This is a genomic window from Ruegeria sp. HKCCSA071 (assembly GCF_017872555.1).
Taxonomy (GTDB): Bacteria; Pseudomonadota; Alphaproteobacteria; order Rhodobacterales; family Rhodobacteraceae; genus Ruegeria.
Genome location: NZ_JAEDOX010000021.1, coordinates 14,715 through 33,034, shown reverse-complemented (window position 1 = coordinate 33,034; position 18,320 = coordinate 14,715). Strand labels below are relative to the sequence as shown.

Genomic DNA, 18,320 nt, shown 5'->3' with positions numbered 1-18,320 from the left:
CGCTGACGACCCAGCTCAGACCGGATCGAGCCAAAAAGCTCAGGGTCGCGGTCCGACAAGGACTGGGTGAAAAATCCATCTGTTCGATGCGGGGCGTTCACAGTTTTGGTCTCCTGAAAATGGTTAGCCGGTCCAGCCAAGACCAGCGGAAATGGCATTCATGGATTGCAGCAGGGGCACGGGAACTGACCCTGCCTGCGGTTCGTTGCGGGCGTGTTGCAGCAGTTCGACCTGAAGAGCATGAATGCGGGCCAATTCGGCCTGTTTGCGGTCAAACCTCTCGCAAAGGCGGGGAAAGCGATGGCCGATGACCTGACCACCGGTCAGAAACCGGATCGCTTTGCAGGCACTATCGTATTCCGCCTTGATCACCTGCGATACACGTTGGCGGATCTCGATATCAGAGACCAATTCGCCATACTGCGCTGCGATTCCCATATCCGTCTGATAGAGCGATTTTTCCATCTCATCGACGGCGAGGCGGAACAGGCGGGAGTGTCGAAACATGTCGTGCAACACGTCATCACCGCGCGCGCCGCGAAACTTGCGAAAACTGGCCATGGCGGTGCCGAACCCGTACCAACCAGTAATCAGGTGACGGTTCTGCGACCACGCAAAGACCCATGGAATGGCCCGCAGGTCATCCAGGCTGGCCGCGCCGAACCGACGGGTCGGACGGGACCCCATTTTCAGGCGGGCAAGTTCTTGGACAGGGCTCGCCTGCTGGAAATAGTCCAGAAAACCCGGCATCTGCAAAAGCGAGACATAGGCTGTCTGTGACAACTCTGACAAAGCATCCAATGCGTCATCGAATTCAGGCCGTGAAGGCGCCTCGTCAGGGGTCGCCGTATGGCGCATCGTGCTTGACAGCAACAACTCCAGATGCGCCGCAGCCGTGCCCCGGTTGGCATATTTGGCCGAAACCACCTCGCCCTGTTCGGTCACGCGCAGCCGCCCGGCAACTGTTCCACTGGGTTGCGCTGCGATGGCGCGTCCGGTCGGTGCACCGCCCCGGCTGACCGAGCCGCCGCGACCATGGAAAAACGTGGCCTTGAAACCTTGCGAAGCCAGCGCCGCGACGATCCGGCGTTGGGCGCGCTCCAACTCCCATGTTGAGCAGAAATAGCCCCCGTCCTTGCCGCTGTCCGAATATCCCAGCATCACCTCGATTACCCGACCGTCGGTTTTGAGGCTGCGACGGGCAAGCGGAACAGCCAGAACGTCCAGCAGGATCGATGGGGCATTTCGCAAATCGGCAATCGTCTCGAACAATGGGACTACCGAAAGATCCAGAGTTTCAGACCCAAACCCGGCATAGCGGGCCAACAGGTAGATGCCGAGAATATCGTCGTCCGAACGGGTCATGGACAGGATGAAGGGCCCTATTGCCCTGGGGTCCGGTCCCGATCGAACGCTATAGACCAGAGCCAGAAGAGCAAGCAGCTCCCGCGCCTGATCGCTTAACGCGTCGCGGTTTTGATAGGGCAGGTTCTGATCCGCCAGTTCGGTTCGCAAGCGGGCTGACCATTCGGCTGTGCCGTAAACCGGCGCCTGTCCGGAATGCGACCAGACTTCGGCCAGAACATCGGTTGTGACGGTCGAATTCTGGCGGATGTCCAGCGTTGTGGTCCGGAACCCAAAAACCGAAGCGGCCCGACGCAGCGGACGGATGTGCTGCCGCGCCAGAATATCCGCGTTGACCGCACATAAAGCGGTATCAAGCGTGTCGAGATCGCCCACGAATTGCGAGATGTGATCATATCCGTTGTTTGTCAGCCGATAACGAATGGCATTGAGTGCTTGCCGGAATGGTTCGTTCCGATTGCGCCCGGCGGTCGGGGCCCGGTCAACTATCGCTTGTACTTGCGTCCTGACAGGCTCAGGTAAGGGCAATATCAGTGCGCTGATGCTCAACCTGCCCGCAGCACGTTCGAGAGCCTGGCGGTAAAGATCCAGAACTGTTTCGCGACCGCGTTTCAGCGCCAATGCGGTCATCTCGGTCGTGACATTCGGGTTGCCATCCCGGTCGCCACCGATCCAGCTGTGAAAGCGGATATCGGGTGTTTCGCTCAGCGTACGGCCCAGCACTTGCAGGCAGGCCTGATCGAAGCGACACATAACCTGCGGCACGGCGTCAAAGATTGCATCGCGGAAGAACTGCAACCCCCATTCGATCTCATCGTGCAGGCTTGGGCGCGACAGGCGAAGTTCACCGGTCAGCCACAAGAGATCAATCTCTCCCTCCAGACCATTCAACAATTCGGCGTGTTCGGTCGGAGTCCAGCGGTGCGTTTCAAGACTGACGAGGTTGCGGTAGATACGCCGGTGAATTTCCAGAACCGTTACCCGCTTGGCCTCGGTCGGATGCGCGGTCAGGGTGGGACCGGTACACAGGTCAGCGGTCAGCTTTACCACCTGACTGTACGTCAGCGACAAGTCTGTCAGGGCTTCGGCAAAACCGCCTTCTACCGCTTCTGCGCCGTTTTGGGTTTCGGTCAGTCGACGATCCCGAACTTCGGCGTTTTCATCGATGATGCGCAACAGTTGGAACCAGATCGAAAGGGCCTGCAAATACGGCGTTGCCTCGGGTCCCGTGGGAATGGGTTGCAGCGGCGTGGCCTCGGCCCATGCCGCCACATGTGGCGCCCGTTTCAGCAATATATTCCGCCACAACGCCCGCAATTCCGAGCGCAACCCTTCGGCATAGCTCGAGGGGTTGGGGGTGGGCAGAATATTCGGGGCCAGCGCCTGCATCAGATCACGCGGTCCCGGGGTTCGCGGCCTTCAAAGAAATCATTCAGGTTGTCGAGAACCCGAAACCCCATTGCCTCGCGCGCTTCGCGGGTGGCGCTGCCCAGATGTGGCAGCATCACGAGGTTGTCGCATTGCAGCAGGTCCGGGCTGATACGGGGTTCACCATCGAACACGTCCAGCGCGGCCCCGCCGATCATCTCGAACATCAGGGCCTGGATCAGCGCCCATTCGTCGATCACCTCACCGCGCGCGGTGTTGATCAGAAAGGCGTCAGGCTTCATCAGGCCCAGTCTGCGCGCGTTGATCAGATGCCTGTTGGCAGCCCCACCGGGGCAATGCAGCGAGACGAAGTCGCATTGCGGCAGCAAGTCGTCAATCGAGGCCACCTGCGTTGCATTGCACCTGGCCAGCACATCCGGCGCTATCTGACTGCGGTTGTAGACGAGGATGTCCATACCAAAGCCATGATGCGCACGGCGGGCCATCTCTTGCCCGATGCGGCCATAGCCGATAATGCCAAGCGTTTTGCCGCTGACCTTGGTTCCAACCAGATGTGTGGGCCGCCATCCGGTCCAGTTGCCGGACCGCAGCTCGCGCTCACCCTCGCCTGCGCGCCGCGCCACCATCAACAGCAGGGTCATGGCGATATCGGCGGTGCATTCGGACAGAACATCGGGCGTGTTGGTCACGGTCATGCCCAGCTCACGCGCCGACGGTTCGCAGATGTGGCTGTAGCCAACGCCGTAATTGGCAAGGATCTTTGTCTGTGCACCGGGTACATCCAGCGCCTCGGCGCTGAGCGTGTCGGTGACGGTGGGCAGCACCGCGTCGTAGGACTTCAGCGCCAGCCGGATATCTGCCGGGGACATGGGCTTGTCCCCGGTGTTCAGAACAGCGTTGTAATTCTCGGCCAGCTGCGCCTCGACGGCGGCAGGCCAGCGACGGGTCACAAGAACCGAGGGTTTGACCATCACGCGGCCTCCATCACACGGGCAATTGTTTCACCGATCACCGCGGGGTTTTCGGCAACGGTCACCCCGGCGGCGGACAGGATCTCGACCTTTTCGCTGGCGCTTTCGCCAAAGGCCGAAATGATCGCACCCGCGTGGCCCATGGTGCGGCCTTTCGGGGCGGTCAGACCCGCGACATAAGCAATCACCGGTTTGGTGATGTGGTCGCGGATGTACTCGGCTGCTTCAGCTTCCTGCGGGCCGCCGATCTCGCCGATCATGGCGATGACATGGGTGTCCTCGTCCTCTTCGAACCGCTGTAGGATGTCCTTGAAAGATGACCCGTTGATCGGGTCGCCACCAATCCCGACACTGGTCGAGACACCGATGCCGCGTTCTTTCAGCTGCGCCGCAGCCTCGTAGCCCAACGTTCCCGAGCGGCCGATGATGCCGACATGGCCGGGCAGATAGATGTGGCCCGGCATGATGCCCAGCAGCGCCTTTCCGGGCGAGATCGTACCGGCACAGTTCGGCCCGGTCAGCACCATGCGTTTCTCTTTCGGATAGCGGTACATGTACCGCTTCACCCGGATCATGTCCTGCGCCGGAATCCCGTCGGTGATACAGACGCAGTAGCGGATACCGGCATCTGCGGCTTCCATGATTGAATCCGCCGCAAATGGCGGGGGTACGAAAACAAGGCTGGCATCCGCGCCGGTCGCCTCGACGGCCTGTTTGACGGTGTCAAAGACCGGAACACCTTCGACGGTTTCGCCACCTTTGCCGGGTACGACACCGCCCACGACATTGGTGCCATAGTTCAACATGTCCTTGGTATGGAACCGGGCCATGCGGCCGGTGATGCCCTGCACGATAACGCGCGAGTCACGGTCGAGAAGAATGCTCATTTCACAGCCCTCATCTTGGTGCCTTGAGTAAGGTCGTTTTTCCATGCGCCAACAGCGCGTTCTGCCGCCTCCATCAGCGTTGAGGCGCGAATGATCGGCAGGCCGGACTTGGCCAAAATCTTCTGACCTTCTTCGACATTTGTTCCAGCCAGCCGCACGACGACGGGCAGGTCGAGGTCAAGTTCCCGCAGGGCCTGAACGACGCCTTCGGCCACCCAGTCGCAGCGGTTGATACCGGCGAAGATGTTGACCAGAATGGCCTGAACATTATCGTCTGACAGGACCAGACGAAACGCCTTGGCCACCCGTTCAGGCGACGCGCCACCCCCGATGTCGAGGAAATTTGCAGGTTCGCCACCAGCCAGCTTGATCGTGTCCATCGTGGCCATCGCCAGACCAGCGCCGTTGACGATGCAGCCGATGTTTCCGTCCAGCCCGACATAAGACAGTCCGCGGTCGGCCGCGCGGCTTTCGCGCGGGTCTTCCTGGCTTTTGTCACGCAGTTCAGAGATTTGCGGATGGCGGAACAGGGCGTTGTCGTCAAAGCTCATCTTGGCGTCAAGCGCCAGAACCCGGTCGTCACCCGTGATGACCAAAGGGTTGATCTCGACCATTGTCGCGTCCAGCTCGCTAAAGGCGGCGTAGCAGCCTTGCAATGTACGCACCATTTGCTGGATCAGCCTGGGTTCAAGCCCCAGGTTGAATGCGATCTCGCGCGCCTGAAATTCCTGAAGCCCAACCGCCGGTTCCACGATGGAGCGGACGATGCTTTCCGGGCGGTCAGCCGAGATATCCTCGATCTCCATCCCGCCCTCGGACGAGGCCACGATCATCACCCTTTGGCTGGACCGGTCGAGGACAAAACCCAGATAGATCTCGCGGTCAATCGGCACGGCGGCTTCGACATAGACGCGATAGATGCCTTTGCCTTCGGGGCCGGTCTGATGCGTGACCAGCTTGCGGCCAAACAAATCATCGCAGGCCTGATAGATCTCGTTTTCGGTGTTGCACAGCTTGACGCCTCCGGCTTTGCCGCGACCGCCTGCATGGACCTGCGCCTTGACGATCCATTTGTCACCGCCCAGCTCACGCGCCCGGTAGGCCGCTTGTTCCGGACTGTAGGCCAGTGCGCCGGATGGTATGGCGACACCGAAATTCGAAAGAATTTCCTTTGCCTGGTATTCGTGAATATCCATCTGATCCGCTCCTGTTTATGCAGCGATTGAGGTGCCGTAACGGCTTTCCAGCAGGTCTTCGATTGCGTCTTGATTGACCGTTCCGCCCAACTCTCGGATGGCTTCGGCGAACAGGCGCACGATCCGGCTGACGGCGTCGCGGTTCAATTGGTTGAGGATGCCGATGCGCACCTGCACGGGTTCGCTGAGCGTCGGCCAGATGCCAAACCCGCGCGCGCGGCAGTTCTGGACCAGTTCCATCTCGCGGCCAGCCAGATCCGGGGGCAGGTTCAGCACGATCAGGCTGGGCATGTCGGAGGTGACCTCGCAGCCCATTTCGGTGACGGCGTCCCGCAGTACTTTCTCGTGTGTCCTGTACGACGCGGACCGCTTGGCCAGACTTTCCTGAAGGGTCAGGCGCAGGGATTCATGGAAGGCCGCAACGGCGTAGCCCGAATGGGTGCGGTGATAGGTACCCTTTTCAACATCCTGCCCATCGACAATACCCCAATGGCGGGCCTCAAAGATGGGATTGTGCACATAGGTATAAGCGCCGGTGGTTCTGAGTGACGCGATATAGGCGTCGGTAAAGCTGACTGGGGCATAGGTCAGCGGCAGGCAACACAGACCTTTCTGCGGGCAGGACGCCCATCCGGCGATGCCCGGAAAATCGTCTATCGAGAAGTCATCGACGCCCAGAGACGACACCGCATCAATCAGACCCATCACGTCATGACGTTCGCACGCGTCGGAAAATCCGCGCAGGTCATTGATGCGACCCGATCCGGTTTCCCAATGCGCCATGAAAGCCCATTTCGGTTTGTGCTGCGCCAGCGTCGCCTCGACCAGATCACCGGTGACCGGCTGGCCGTGCGGAACCTCGATCACGGTGACGCTGGCAGCCTGAGGCGCCATCGGGTTGGCGGCATGTTCTTCGGGCGTCGCCGCCTTGATCCGCAGGGTCAGCGCGTCGATCCCCGAGAATGTGCCGTTGGCAAAAGCAACGACTTTGTCGCCTGGCATGACAGCTGAAAACATGGTGTCCAGGGCGCTCCAACCGGTGCCGGCAACAGCAAAGGTATAGGCGTTTTGGGTACCCCAGATTTTCCGAAGCATGTGTTTGCATTCGACCATCCCTCTAAGGACGTCCCCCTGCATGTGATCGGCAACGCCTGCATTGGCAAAGGCCTTGAGGACGCGGGCATCCGTGTTACCCGGCCCCGGCCCCGCAGCAAGGGTTTGGGGGATTTCGAGCGGAGGGAAAATCTGAAAAGTCATGGTCTGGCATCCTCGGCTGTTGGCCGGGCATTGCGGCCCGTTGTGTCAAGTTGCCGAGCAGGAAACGCGAGCTTGCCCTATGACGCAACGTAACTTACTACTGCTTTTGGATGGCTAATAGGATGGGGCTATACCTACCCATTTTGGTAAAAGTACGAAGGTATACAAAGAAATGCCCTATCCTTATGGGTAGGTTTTTCCGAAATCGGGGCAAAATCATATGGTTGAGACACCGAACAAACCCATCGACATCATGCTGGCGGACGGCAACCCGCTGGTTCTGTCGGCCATGTCCGAAATATTCGAGCGGGACCCCCGATTCTCGCTGATGGCCACGTCAGCAACGGCCGAAGGGTTTCTGGGAACGGTGATGCGGGTTCCCGTTCAGGTCGGAGTCGTAGACTGGACGCTTCCGGTTTTAGGGGCTGCCAAACTGATCGAGGTTCTGCGCGACCAGCCCAACGCCCCGCGCTTTGTCGTTTATGGCGACACGGCCGGCGATGTCCCGCGACTGGCGATGCAGGCGGGTGCGGCTGGATTTGCCGCCCGCACGGGCGAGGTTGAGGGCCTGCTGGAAACCTGCGCCAAAGTTGCGGCGGGTAAGATGGTGTTCCCGTTCATCGATATCCGTAAAATGCAACAGGACCCGATCCAGAGCCTGTCGCGCAAGGAGCGCGCCATTCTGGAGGCGCTGGCGCAGGGAATGTCGAACCGGGATCTGTCGAAGGAACTTCAGATTTCGACAAATACGGTCAAGTTCCACCTGTCCAACATCTATGAAAAGCTGAGTGTCAAAAACCGCACGCAGGCCATTGCCTATTTCTATTCGTCTCAGCAGTTGCGAAACTAGGCCAAAGGCGATTTGGATGCCGGTGTTTCCGGACAGGTTATTCGTCCAGCCCTGACCAATTCCGGATACCGTCAGCGGCAAGAGACACAGTGCTTGTCCTGAGCGCTTTGCCGCGCGTGGCGGTATGCACAACCCTGCGTTGCTTCCGCGAATCCCCCAAACATGTTACCTTGGGTCACCTTTAATGATTTGACTACTTTTTAAGACATCTCGTTTTTTCTGCTTCTTCTCGAGAGGTGACATTCATGTCCGACTCCAGCAGTGAGCCCCCGCGCATAACGCTGTCCTTACCGAATCTTCGGCCAAGTCCAACGATATCAGCAGAAATTTCCGGCGCTGCCGCAGCTGGCGCGCAAGCTGTTGAAGATCTGAAGCGGGTTGAGGCAGAAAAGCTCAAGGCATTGCGCCGCGGTGTTGGAGTTGAGCTTTCTGCGGAAGTGATCAACGATCTGGTTGACCGGCGTGTTCAGTCGACAGGCGCAGTTTTTCGCCAGCTTGCAACCATTCGCGAAGATCTGGCCGGAGGTTTTCTGGGGGCGGTCGTTCCCACCCTCGCTCCGAAACTGCGGGGGGAACTGATCAACCCTGACGGGACACCTGCCGAACGTGTGATCGTCGAGGTCCTGCGCCCCACCTTTACCGCCAATGAAGGGATCGACAACGCGGATTTCTCGTGGGCTGTCAAAGCCGCCGTCACGGACGCGCGCGGGCTCTTCTCGCTTGATCTGCCCAATCTTCGCCTGCCACAGAACGGCCTGCGGTTGCGGATCAGGGGTCAAAACACCACCCTGACAGAAGCCGTGCCGCGCGTTGACGCGCTGGACGGCGAAATGGGCCTTGTGGTGCTGGATCGCACGCTCCTCCCTTTGCAGCGTTCGATCGTCGGCGAGCTGGCCAATATCCTGCCGGTGGATCCCGAGGATGCTGAAGAAAACATATCCGATTTCACCGGTACGCAGGCCCCTATCGTGCTGGGCGAGGGCGATTGCGCGTCGGAGTACCGAACCGAAGGCGGCACGGTTTCACGGCGGCGCTATTCGGTTCTGTACCGGCTGATTGATCCGCTCGTCGGGCCCAAGAATATCGTTCGAACACGCCCCATAGGCGGTGACCGTTTTGTGACGACTATTCCGGGTACAACCTTTGCTCAGGCCAATCTGTCCGCCGAAACGCTTCTGGCCGCGTTCAACAATGACGGGGGTGATTGGGATTTTCGGGACCGGATTCCGATTGATGAACCCATTGATATTGAAGACTTCTTTGAAGATCTTGAAGAGCGGCCTCAGGATGTGCCCAAGGCGTCGAGCCTTGCGCTTGGGTATATTGCCAAGATGCGGTCGACGGCTGTCCACGCTGGCATGTCTTTGGGTCGGCTGGTCTATTCCCTGCCGCTTGCCCCGGGAGAAGAGCAGCGGATTGTCGTGTCGGAACAGCGCGAAACACTGAGCGTACGTGAACGAGAGAGCCTGACATTTGAAGAGCAACAAGAGTTCGAGGAAGCCCGCGACACGTCCTTTGACAGTACGTTTGAAAGCGCGCTGGATGAGGTAATTCAGGGCACGTCTTCGTTTTCGACCCGCGCTTTTTCAAAGAGCTTTGGAGGCGCAGGTGGCGTTGGTGGCGGCCTGTTCGGAGGCATCGGGGCCATCGTCGGCGGCGTGGGCTTCAGCGGCGCACGGTCCAGTTCGAATTCTTCCGGCAATTCGTCCAACACGCAGAACACATCGCGCGATTTTCTGTCCGACACCCATGAGACATTCTCTGCCGCGCTTGAACGGGCGGCTTCGGTCAAGCGCAATTCTGCACGGACCAGTGTGCGCACTGCAACTGCGACGGATCGGCGGACGGCAACAACGAAATTCGTGGCCAACCGCAATCATTGCCACGCAATGACCATGCAATGGTTCGAAGTCCTGCGGGACTTTTCCCTGGAAACGCGTATCGAGGGCGTGCAGCTGGTGGTCTTTGTGCCCATGCAACTCATCCGCTTCCGCCGTCTGGGGCAAGGCGATCAGTTGCCGGGCAATGTCACCCGGTCCGGATTGCTGAGCCGGTACAAGGTCATCCTGCGCCATGCCGAAGTGTTCCGGCGCGTGTTCCGAAACCGCCGCAGATTCCGCAGCGCACTGAAGCTGCTGGAAGAGTTTTATGCGGACAAGGATGCAACACCGCAGAACGCGCCCGGCGTCGCACAGGACATCGTCAGTTTCGAGGCGCAGGGCACGTTCATGCCCAATGATGACATTTCTGTCGTGATCTTCACGCAGGATGGCGACCGGGTCGGACCTGTGCCGCTGACCGGATCGCCGATCGACATCGACAACCTGCATGACCTGCCAGCGGAAACACGCGAGAACCTGCTTGTCCGGCTGGCTGATGCGCGGCGTGATCCGACCAAGCGCCGGACCTATACCGGCTCTGTGGCTTTGCCCCGTTCGGTCGAGCGGTCGGATATCGCCCGTGTCGAGTTGCGCAGGCGGACGGGTTCGTTTGCCTACTCGTTCTACACCGGTCCTGATCCCATAAATATTTTCAACATCTGGGAACATCTGGCCAATCTGGAAGATGCTGACGATCTTGACCGGGCCACCCGCAACATCAACCGCAGCCTTCGCACCACGATCTCGGGCTCGGACTTTGACGATCTGGTGGGACCGCCCATGGTCAGCGAGTTTGAGGCGCGTATGAACGAAAACGCCCAGACCGTTGTTGATGACAATACGTTCCAGGCGCTGCCTGCCACCCTGCCCTATTCGGTGCAGGAAGTGCCGGACGTTCTGTCACGCCGGGATCTGCGCCGCATCGAAGAGATGTACCAGCATATTGTGGCCAACACCGTTCGCTATTCCCGCGTGATCTGGGCCAGCATGACGGACGAAGAACGTGCGATCCTGCTGGAGCGTTTCACCATCGGGGTACCGGAAGGCGGGCTGGACGATGCCTCAAGCGAGATATCGCTGCTCAGCACCGTTCAAAACAAGGTGCTTGGGTTCTATGGCAATGCCATGATCATGCCCTTCTCGATCCCGCCCGATCTGGCCGACCGGATGGAGATGCGGACCGGTGACATTCAGGACAGTCTTCTGGCCTTCCATCGCGAAGACTTCCGACCACCGCGCCGCACGATCTCGCTGCCGACCAGGGGCCTGTTGGGCGAGGCTGTACTGGGCCGCTGCAATTCCTGCGAGATGATCGACCACCGCCGCTTCTGGAACTGGCAGGACAGCCCGACACCGCCGCCGGTTGGCGACGCACCGGTCCTGCCTGCTGACAGTGACGCCATCTTTGGTACCCGTGCGCCGTCAGACCTGCCGAACAACCAGCCTTCGAACACGCTGACCATTGCAGGGGGCGACATTGGCACCGGCCAGGCTGTGCCCACGTCGCAACTGGCCGAAATCCTCAAGGCTGCGCCCGATCTTGCGCGGGCGGGAACTGATCTGACAGGCCTGAAGGAGTTGCAGGCGCAACTGGCGCTTGAAACGCAATCGGTCGCCGCCGGTCGGGACAAGGCCATCGATACGGCGACGGATCTGACCAAGGAGCTGGTTGGAAAGGCCACGGAACTTGCGGGTAAAGGTCAGGAAATCGCTGCCGCCCGCAAAGAGGAAGAGGCCAAGAAGGCCGCCGCTGACAAGAAGGCATTCGACGCCAGCAATGCCGCCAAGATCAAGGGGTTTGAGGATATCGCCAAGAACGCTTCGGGTGTTTCCGCGCTGATCGGTGGGCAACCGGATGGCAACCGGGCCGGTTTCGTTCAAAACCTGTTCAAGGATTTCCCCGGCGGGGCTACGGCTTTGGCCAACCCGTCCAACACGCTGCTTCTGGCCAAGCTTTTCGGGGCCTTCACCAAGGCAAATGCGGATGCTGATGACGGCAGCGCGACCAAGGCCGGCAGCCAGTCGGTGCTGGATTTCCTCAATGGCCTGAACGCCCCTGCGGAGGACGACAATGAGTGACACGAGCACAAATGTGACGGACAAACCGGGAATTGATGAAAGCCTTGCCGAGGAGATCATCAATATCCTTGAAACGACCAACTCTCCAGCGATCCAGCGTGCCCGTGAGGTGATTGCCCATAGGCTGGCCATTGCGGGCGATATTGCCCCTTCGCGCATCCCTGCGCCGCGCAACATCACCGAGATCGGCGGCTATATCAATCTGCTGAGCGAGTATGGTGAGGCCGAACAGCGCGCACGCATGATCGCGGCCGCTTTGGGTATCGCGGGACCGCAGATTTCGCTGCCGCAGCCGGGTGCCGTTCCGCCGATGTCTTTCATCACTCGCGACGGTGCAAGGCCGGTTGGTCCGCAGCAGGCCAGTTTTCCGCTGAGCTACACGATCCGCAGTGATTTCGTTCCGGCCTTCGACAATGCGTTGCAGGAGATCGCGATACGTGGCGGTGCGGTGCCGATCCTGACACCTGTCAGGGTCCTGCCGGTCGCCGGATCAGGCCCTGTGACCGACGGCATCGCACAGCTGGCTTTGATCGGTCGAACCCTCAGCCTGGCACCAACCGCGGCGCTGCATGCCGTGGCCACCGACCCGCTGTCGCTCAGCCGTCCGACTGCGGGTGGCGGGTTCGAGGTTCTGGCACGGGTCATCGACGCCGCCGCCCCGATTGCCGGGACCATCGCGGCGGCAGACTGGACAAGCTGGGAATGCGATGCTGCTGCCTGTTCCGAGGTTGACAGCAACGATGCGCGCTTTGCCCTTTCACCGATCCTGAATGCGGCCGGTTGGCACCAGGCGGCTGATCCCGGCAATCCCAACAGCCTGTCCGATCCCGGCAGCTGGGCCGCGTGGCAGAACATCACCGGGCTTGTACCCGGCGTCACACGGTTCGCGGATGAGCTGCAATTGCTGTACCCTGCCGAGATGCTCATCACCTCGCCGGTTTTTAACCAACTGGACAATGTCTGGACGGGAAGCGCATTCGCCGCGCCATAGGACCGCCTCTGCGACCGCAACAATGTGATTTGGCGGCACTTGGCTTTTGGGGTTACGCTTGAACTGGAGGGCCGCCGTGCAAAACCCGGAACGTTTCGAAAAATTCTACTTTGCCAAAGTTGGCATGGGCGAAGCCTGCGGTTGCGCCGAGCGCATCATCGACGTTTTCGAATTCAACCGAAAAGGTGGTGCGCAGTCGAAACACCCGGTGAAACAGGACCGGCGCGGACGCCTGTCGTTTCGGGCATGGGCGGTCAGATATGGGCTTATAAGCCGAAAGCGGCACAGCTGAACACGGATTGGTCCTGTCAGACAGCCACCAGTTTTCCGTCTCGCAAATCGAGCGCATCCGGTGCCAGTTCGGCGCGGAAGGCCGGGGAATGGCTGACAAGAAGGATCGCTTGTGGCAATCCCCGGAGGATTTCCAGCAGCCGGGCCTCGTTTCGTGGGTCCAGCGCGTTGGTGGGTTCATCAAGCAGCAGAACCTCGGGCTCCATCGCCAGAACGGTCGCCAGCGTAACCAGCCGTTTTTCACCCCCTGACAACTTGTGGGTGATGCGGTTCTTCAGATGCATCAGGTCCAGATCACCCAACACGTTTTCTACGATGGCTAGCGCTTCGTCGCGTGTTCTGCCCAGGTTGAGCGGGCCAAAGGCGATATCCTCGGCGACGGTCGGGCAGAACAACTGATCATCCGCATCCTGAAACACAAGGCCCACCCGGCGGCGCACGTCGTGAAAATCGGCCTCTTGCACCCTTTGCTGACCAAAGATCGTGACCGTGCCGGACCGTGGGCGCTGCAAGCCAAGCGTGATACGCAGCAAGGTCGATTTTCCCGCCCCGTTCGGGCCCGTCAGCGACAGGCGTTGACCGGCGGACAGGCTGAGGCTGGCACCGTCAAGAACGGGTGGCTGACCGGGGTAGGCAAAGCAGATATCTTCAAGCACAATCAGTGTCATGCCAAATCCAGTATGATCAGACCCGCGCAAAGAGCACCAAGACCTGCGGCAAAAACGAAGTCCTTTCGGGTCAGGGCAAAGTCCTGAAGCAGCAGCATACGGCCTGAAAACCCCCGGCATTTCATCGCATCAAGAATGCGTTCGGATCTTTCGATCGCGCGCACCAGCATCATGCCCACGAGATAGCCAAAGCTGCGATAGGTGTGCCAGTTTGTTGCCGGGCGAAAGCCGCGCACTTTCATAGCCGCGCGCAGGCGCAGGTATTCTTCCCGCAGAACCTCGATATAGCGGATGGTGAACATCAGAAGGTGAACCAGCTTTTCGGGGCAGCGCAGGCGGTGCAGGGCGTGGCCAAGCGTGACCGGCTCCATCGTACCGACCAGCACCATAAGGGACAGGATGACCGCGTTGGCCGTCAGAGCGATCTCGACCGCTTTCCAGAAACCCTGCCAGCTTGCGGGAAACCCCCAGAGCGTAAACATCGGGTCGCCGGGCATGGAGAATGGTAACAGCACCAGCATGAACAGGATGAACCCGTCCATCATGGCCATGCGTTTCAACGTTTTCCGCCAGGGCAGGCGCGAGGCGGCAAGAAGCGAAAGGGACACCGCCAGAGCCGCGCACAGTGCTGTCAGCGAGGACGCCGCCACAGTCACCACCGCGAAAACAACCGCCATGACGATCCGCATCCTTGGATCAAGCGGGTTTATCGCACCGTGCCGCTGCGCGCCCGCTTTGACCAGCGTGTTTTCGTGTTGCCCCAGAACGTGCGCCATCAGGCCGCCAGCTTGCGGCGTGCCGCAAAGTAAAAGCCCAGACCAAACAGACCGACGATATATCCGATCCCACCCAGAACAGTTTGCAGGTCATTTTGTTCGCGGTATGCCGCTATTTCCCGACGCAGCGGGCGAAGCTCATCCCGAACGGCCCTGGCAATGACCTGTTGTTGTTCTGTGCTGAACACCGCCACTGTCTGGGCAGGTGCGTTTGTTGGCGGGGTGTCGGGTTCCGCTTCAACGCCCATGATCCGGGCGACATCCGCAGCGGGCATGGTGACCTCGGCCACATGCCCGGCACCAAGGTTTGCAAAGAAAGTATGGGCTACCGGCGCGTTTGGCGTGTAGATAAAGAACCCGTCTGCATCCGTGAGGATACGGCCCAGCGCGGCTCCGTCCGGGCCTTTGACGATGACCTCGGTATCGCTTGCCATGTCGCCGTTGGAAAAGCCGATTTCGCCTTCGATGGCGTCACCGGATTCAAACACTCCGGCTATGACCTTATGCGCCAAGGCAGGTACGGGTACGCAGCTCAGCGCCAGAATGATCGCCAGGTACCTCACGCGACCGCTCCTTTGACAAACAGCTCGGGCTTGACCTTGCGCGCCAGCAAAACCGCGAACCCGGTCAGGATTGCCTCAATCGCCATGACAGGAATATGTGCAAAGAAAACAAGCTTGGCCGCAGGCAGGAAGGCATCCCCGGACAAGGCCAGAGAAAATGCAACCATGCCGGTTGTGGCGGCAATGGCAAAGGCACCACCGACCCCGCCCCATATCGCACCTTGCAGAGGTGAGCCGTGGGCGATCAGGCGGCTAAAGACCAGTCCGGCCAAAACCGCGGGCAACGCGATGTTCAGGGTGTTGATCCCCAGTACGGTCAACCCGCCAAAGCCAAAGAAGACGGCTTGCAGCAAAAGCCCGACGAACAGGGCCGGGAATGCGGCCCAGCCCAACAATAGCCCGGCCATGCCGTTGAGGATCAGATGCACTGACGAAGGGCCAATCGGCACATGGATCAGCGATGCCACGAAAAAGCTGGCAGACAGCACCCCCGCCGTGGGGATGCGATCAAGATCCAGCGACCTGAGGCCCATGGCAATCCCACCCGCCGCAGCGACGGCTCCGCCGATCACGACCGGGTTGGACAAGGCTCCGTCAACGATATGCATCTACGATTACTCCAAGTCCCATGCGCGGATCCAGATGACCGCGTCCTGGCTGAGTTCTTTGCCGTTGTGTTCGGTCACAGGACCGGCACCGAGCGCGGCAAAACCCCAATATCCGGCTTTTGGAACGCCGAACGTGAAATACCCGTTATCATCCGAAGTTGCGACCAATGTACCGCCCGGCATCGGTGAGACGGTCGGGGCCGAGGCGGCCGCGCTTTCCATGTCCGGTTCTGCGGCCATGTACTCGATCTCGATTTCGGCACCCGCAACCGGTTGGCCTTCGGCCATAACCCGACCTGTAAAGGTCGACCCCGCGATGATGTTGGTTGGTTTGTTGAGCGGGATGATCTCAACCGGCAGGCCCACCGGGTTCATCCAGTCGGTCGGCAGTTCGTTGCGGTTCAGGAATGCCTTGGCGATCTGCTGGATATAGATATTCTCGGATTCCTCGTAATAGGGCTGGGGAACAGTCACCAACACATAGTCGCCCGACCGTTTGACGGGAACATAACCCTTGAATGCCGCGCCTTCGTTTTCCCCACCGGTGAAACGCACGGGTTCCAGGGTATCCAGCAGATCGGTTTTCTGACCGTTGTGGATCACGTAGAATTCCTGCGGCTTGTCCAGATCCATGACATGCCCGTTCGAGAACGGATGCCAAAAGATCAGCTTGACCGGAACATTCCCCGGTGCGTCGATCATGGTGTCAGCGGTGTATTCCAGCAGGAAATGCGCATTTGCCATTGCTGGAAGCGCTATCGCCACAGCGGCTGCAGAAAGCAGCTTGGTCATCAATAGTCGTCCTTGTCCCATCGCACCAACCCCGGTACGAGATGCGTTTTGACTGCGGGGATGTCCAAGCTAAGCTGCTTTTTCAAGCATCCTGCTCCGACGCACATCCCGTCGCCGATTAGGAGTGCCCTTGTCAAAGGCACATGTCCGGCAGGTATCCTGACTTGCGGGTCAAAGCGTTGGGCTGGCCTTCCCGGATTAACTCCAGTGGCACTTCAGCCCTGCTCGCCGCTTACAGTTGCGGGTGCAGTTGCGGAGTTGGGCCAAAGCCCGCACCGCATTCCCTATTGATTCCAGAGCACGCCCCGGAACCGGACATGCCGAGCGGCTTGCCAGACTTCTTCGGCATCCGTCAACGATCAATTGCGCTGGCTGTCAAAAAGTTTAGCGGGCAATGCCCTTTTTCCGGCGGATCCGCTTTGGATAAAGGTCGGGGTTTTCAGGGATGAACCTACCCTTCGAGCAGGTATCTTTCCGACAATGGCAAACTGGCCGCCCCCAATGAGCGGGCATCGGGGCCTGCCGTCCCCGCCAGCACCAAAGGCCGTTCCAGCCCGGTCAGGTTCAGGTCGGATAGTTCGACCTCAACCAGTTCCACCAGCCGCGCCTTGATGCCTGCGGGCATCCAGCCATCAATCTTGACACATTCGAAGTCGATCAGGCTGCAAGATGAGACTGTGGCATGGGCGATCCCGTGCGCCGCTTGTTTCAGCCAGTTCTCAAGGTGGGTTTCCGGTACGTCCCAATGCTGTGTCGTTTCCCAAATTGAACCGGCTGTTGCGGCATTCTCACCTGTCGCGCGCTCCAGTACATAAAGACTGGCGACATCTATCAACGGTTTCACTCCGCCTGCGTCGTCCGGCACGGGCAATGGGCCAAGCGCACCGGCGTTTCCCCGCCCCGAAAAGATCGAGCCGTTCAGAACCACCCCGCCCCCAATGAAGAAGCCCACATAAAAATACAGGAAATCTCGTGGGCCTTCCGCCGGGCTAAAGACCAGCTCGGCGCCGCAGGCGGCCGTTGCGTCGTTCTGCAAGAACACCGGCAAGTCATAGCTTGCGGCCAGCGCGCCTTTCAAGTCCGCGTCACGCCACGGATCCATTTTCTCCTGCGGAACCTGCAATGTCTGTGCCCAGTCCCAAAGGTAGAACGGCATCGCAATCCCAAGACCCGCGATCCTGCCGCGCGCTTCGGGCGACAGCGACGTCATCACTTTGTCGAGGCTTTCCTTGGAAAAGCTCAGTGTCGCCTCGGGCGTCGGAAAATCATAAGTCCGCCGTTCGCGTTGCCTGACATTGCCAAGGAAATCCGTCAGCACCAGCTCGGTACTGCGCCGCCCGACTTTGAGCCCGAAGAAATACGCGCCATCCGGATTCAGGCGCATGGGAACCGAGGGCTGCCCGACTTTTCCCCGGATCGGTTCACCCCGCAGAAGCAGCCCATCGGTTTCCAGCTGGCGCATGATGACCGAAACCGTCTGTGCCGACAGCCCGGTCATGCGCGCGATTTCAGATTTTGCGAGGGCCTGATGGCGCCGGACCAGTGACAGGACAAGCCGTTCATTTCGGGCCCGCATTCCGCTTTGATTGGTGCCGCGCATGTCTGGCTCGCGTACGCCAGCGGTATTGTCCAAAGAGTTGTTTGCAGACACGGCCATCCCCTTCGTGACGACAATGTTGAAACCCTTCCTTTCTGTCAATAATAAATAAGAGTGATTTATTTATTGACTCAAAATTCGAATCTTGTGATGGTTTTCA

Annotated in this window: 15 protein-coding genes and 1 riboswitch; of the genes, 4 read left to right on the top strand and 11 right to left on the bottom strand. The window is 59.7% G+C overall.

Annotated features, from left to right (window positions below; translation table 11 throughout):
* Positions 1-123: 123 nt before the first annotated feature.
* Genes I9188_RS19790 through I9188_RS19770 form a run of 5 tightly spaced genes read right to left on the bottom strand, consistent with a single transcriptional unit; the run spans position 124 to position 7,065 of the window.
* Positions 124-2,754, bottom strand: a complete 2,631-nt coding sequence (locus I9188_RS19790) for a phosphoenolpyruvate carboxylase (RefSeq protein ID WP_209599726.1) — start codon at positions 2,752-2,754, stop codon at positions 124-126.
* Complete coding sequence (locus I9188_RS19785) at positions 2,754-3,725, bottom strand: D-glycerate dehydrogenase (protein ID WP_209508185.1); 972 nt, start codon at positions 3,723-3,725, stop codon at positions 2,754-2,756. The genes I9188_RS19790 and I9188_RS19785 overlap by 1 nt, the downstream gene beginning before the upstream one ends.
* Positions 3,725-4,612 carry a succinate--CoA ligase subunit alpha gene (gene sucD, locus I9188_RS19780; RefSeq protein WP_209508187.1) on the bottom strand — a complete coding sequence of 296 codons (888 nt, stop codon included), beginning with the start codon at positions 4,610-4,612 and terminating at the stop codon, positions 3,725-3,727. The genes I9188_RS19785 and sucD overlap by 1 nt, the downstream gene beginning before the upstream one ends.
* Entirely contained in the window at positions 4,609-5,808 is a 1,200-nt protein-coding gene (locus I9188_RS19775; RefSeq protein ID WP_209508189.1) for a malate--CoA ligase subunit beta, read from the bottom strand. The genes sucD and I9188_RS19775 overlap by 4 nt, the downstream gene beginning before the upstream one ends.
* Before the next feature lie 15 nt (positions 5,809-5,823).
* Positions 5,824-7,065, bottom strand: coding sequence for an aminotransferase class V-fold PLP-dependent enzyme (locus tag I9188_RS19770; RefSeq protein ID WP_209508191.1), 1,242 nt, complete (start codon positions 7,063-7,065; stop codon positions 5,824-5,826).
* Positions 7,066-7,285: 220 nt separating this feature from the next.
* Here I9188_RS19770 and I9188_RS19765 point away from each other — a divergent pair, with 220 nt between their 5' ends.
* The 4 genes from I9188_RS19765 (at position 7,286) to I9188_RS19750 (ending at position 13,157) form a co-directional block, all read left to right on the top strand.
* Complete coding sequence (locus tag I9188_RS19765) at positions 7,286-7,915, top strand: response regulator transcription factor (RefSeq protein WP_209508193.1); 630 nt, start codon at positions 7,286-7,288, stop codon at positions 7,913-7,915.
* A gap of 245 nt (positions 7,916-8,160) precedes the next feature.
* Positions 8,161-11,874, top strand: a complete 3,714-nt coding sequence (locus tag I9188_RS19760) for a hypothetical protein (protein WP_209508195.1) — start codon at positions 8,161-8,163, stop codon at positions 11,872-11,874.
* A complete protein-coding gene (locus I9188_RS19755; RefSeq protein WP_209508197.1) occupies positions 11,867-12,865 on the top strand; it encodes a hypothetical protein in 999 nt (332 codons plus the stop codon). Before I9188_RS19760 ends, I9188_RS19755 begins: the two co-directional genes overlap by 8 nt.
* A 76-nt stretch (positions 12,866-12,941) precedes the next feature.
* Positions 12,942-13,157, top strand: a complete 216-nt coding sequence (locus I9188_RS19750; RefSeq protein WP_209508242.1) for a hypothetical protein — start codon at positions 12,942-12,944, stop codon at positions 13,155-13,157.
* Between the two features lie 16 nt (positions 13,158-13,173).
* Here the strand turns inward: I9188_RS19750 and I9188_RS19745 are convergent, their stop codons facing one another.
* The 6 genes from I9188_RS19745 to I9188_RS19720 all read right to left on the bottom strand — a co-directional run bounded on the left by I9188_RS19745 (position 13,174) and on the right by I9188_RS19720 (position 18,163).
* Complete coding sequence (locus I9188_RS19745; RefSeq protein ID WP_209508199.1) at positions 13,174-13,824, bottom strand: ABC transporter ATP-binding protein; 651 nt, start codon at positions 13,822-13,824, stop codon at positions 13,174-13,176.
* Positions 13,821-14,600 carry a cobalt ECF transporter T component CbiQ gene (gene cbiQ / locus I9188_RS19740; RefSeq protein WP_209508201.1) on the bottom strand — a complete coding sequence of 260 codons (780 nt, stop codon included), beginning with the start codon at positions 14,598-14,600 and terminating at the stop codon, positions 13,821-13,823. Before cbiQ ends, I9188_RS19745 begins: the two co-directional genes overlap by 4 nt.
* Positions 14,600-15,163, bottom strand: a complete 564-nt coding sequence (locus I9188_RS19735) for a cobalt ABC transporter permease (RefSeq protein WP_209508204.1) — start codon at positions 15,161-15,163, stop codon at positions 14,600-14,602. Before I9188_RS19735 ends, cbiQ begins: the two co-directional genes overlap by 1 nt.
* A complete protein-coding gene (gene cbiM, locus I9188_RS19730; RefSeq protein WP_209508206.1) occupies positions 15,160-15,771 on the bottom strand; it encodes a cobalt transporter CbiM in 612 nt (203 codons plus the stop codon). Before cbiM ends, I9188_RS19735 begins: the two co-directional genes overlap by 4 nt.
* A 6-nt stretch (positions 15,772-15,777) precedes the next feature.
* Positions 15,778-16,563: a DUF4198 domain-containing protein gene (locus I9188_RS19725; protein WP_209508208.1), complete on the bottom strand. Its 786-nt coding sequence runs from the start codon at positions 16,561-16,563 to the stop codon at positions 15,778-15,780.
* 131 nt (positions 16,564-16,694) lie between these two features.
* Positions 16,695-16,894: riboswitch (cobalamin riboswitch) on the bottom strand.
* Between the two features lie 120 nt (positions 16,895-17,014).
* Positions 17,015-18,163: an ROK family transcriptional regulator gene (locus tag I9188_RS19720; protein ID WP_245220748.1), complete on the bottom strand. Its 1,149-nt coding sequence runs from the start codon at positions 18,161-18,163 to the stop codon at positions 17,015-17,017.
* Positions 18,164-18,320 lie beyond the last annotated feature (157 nt).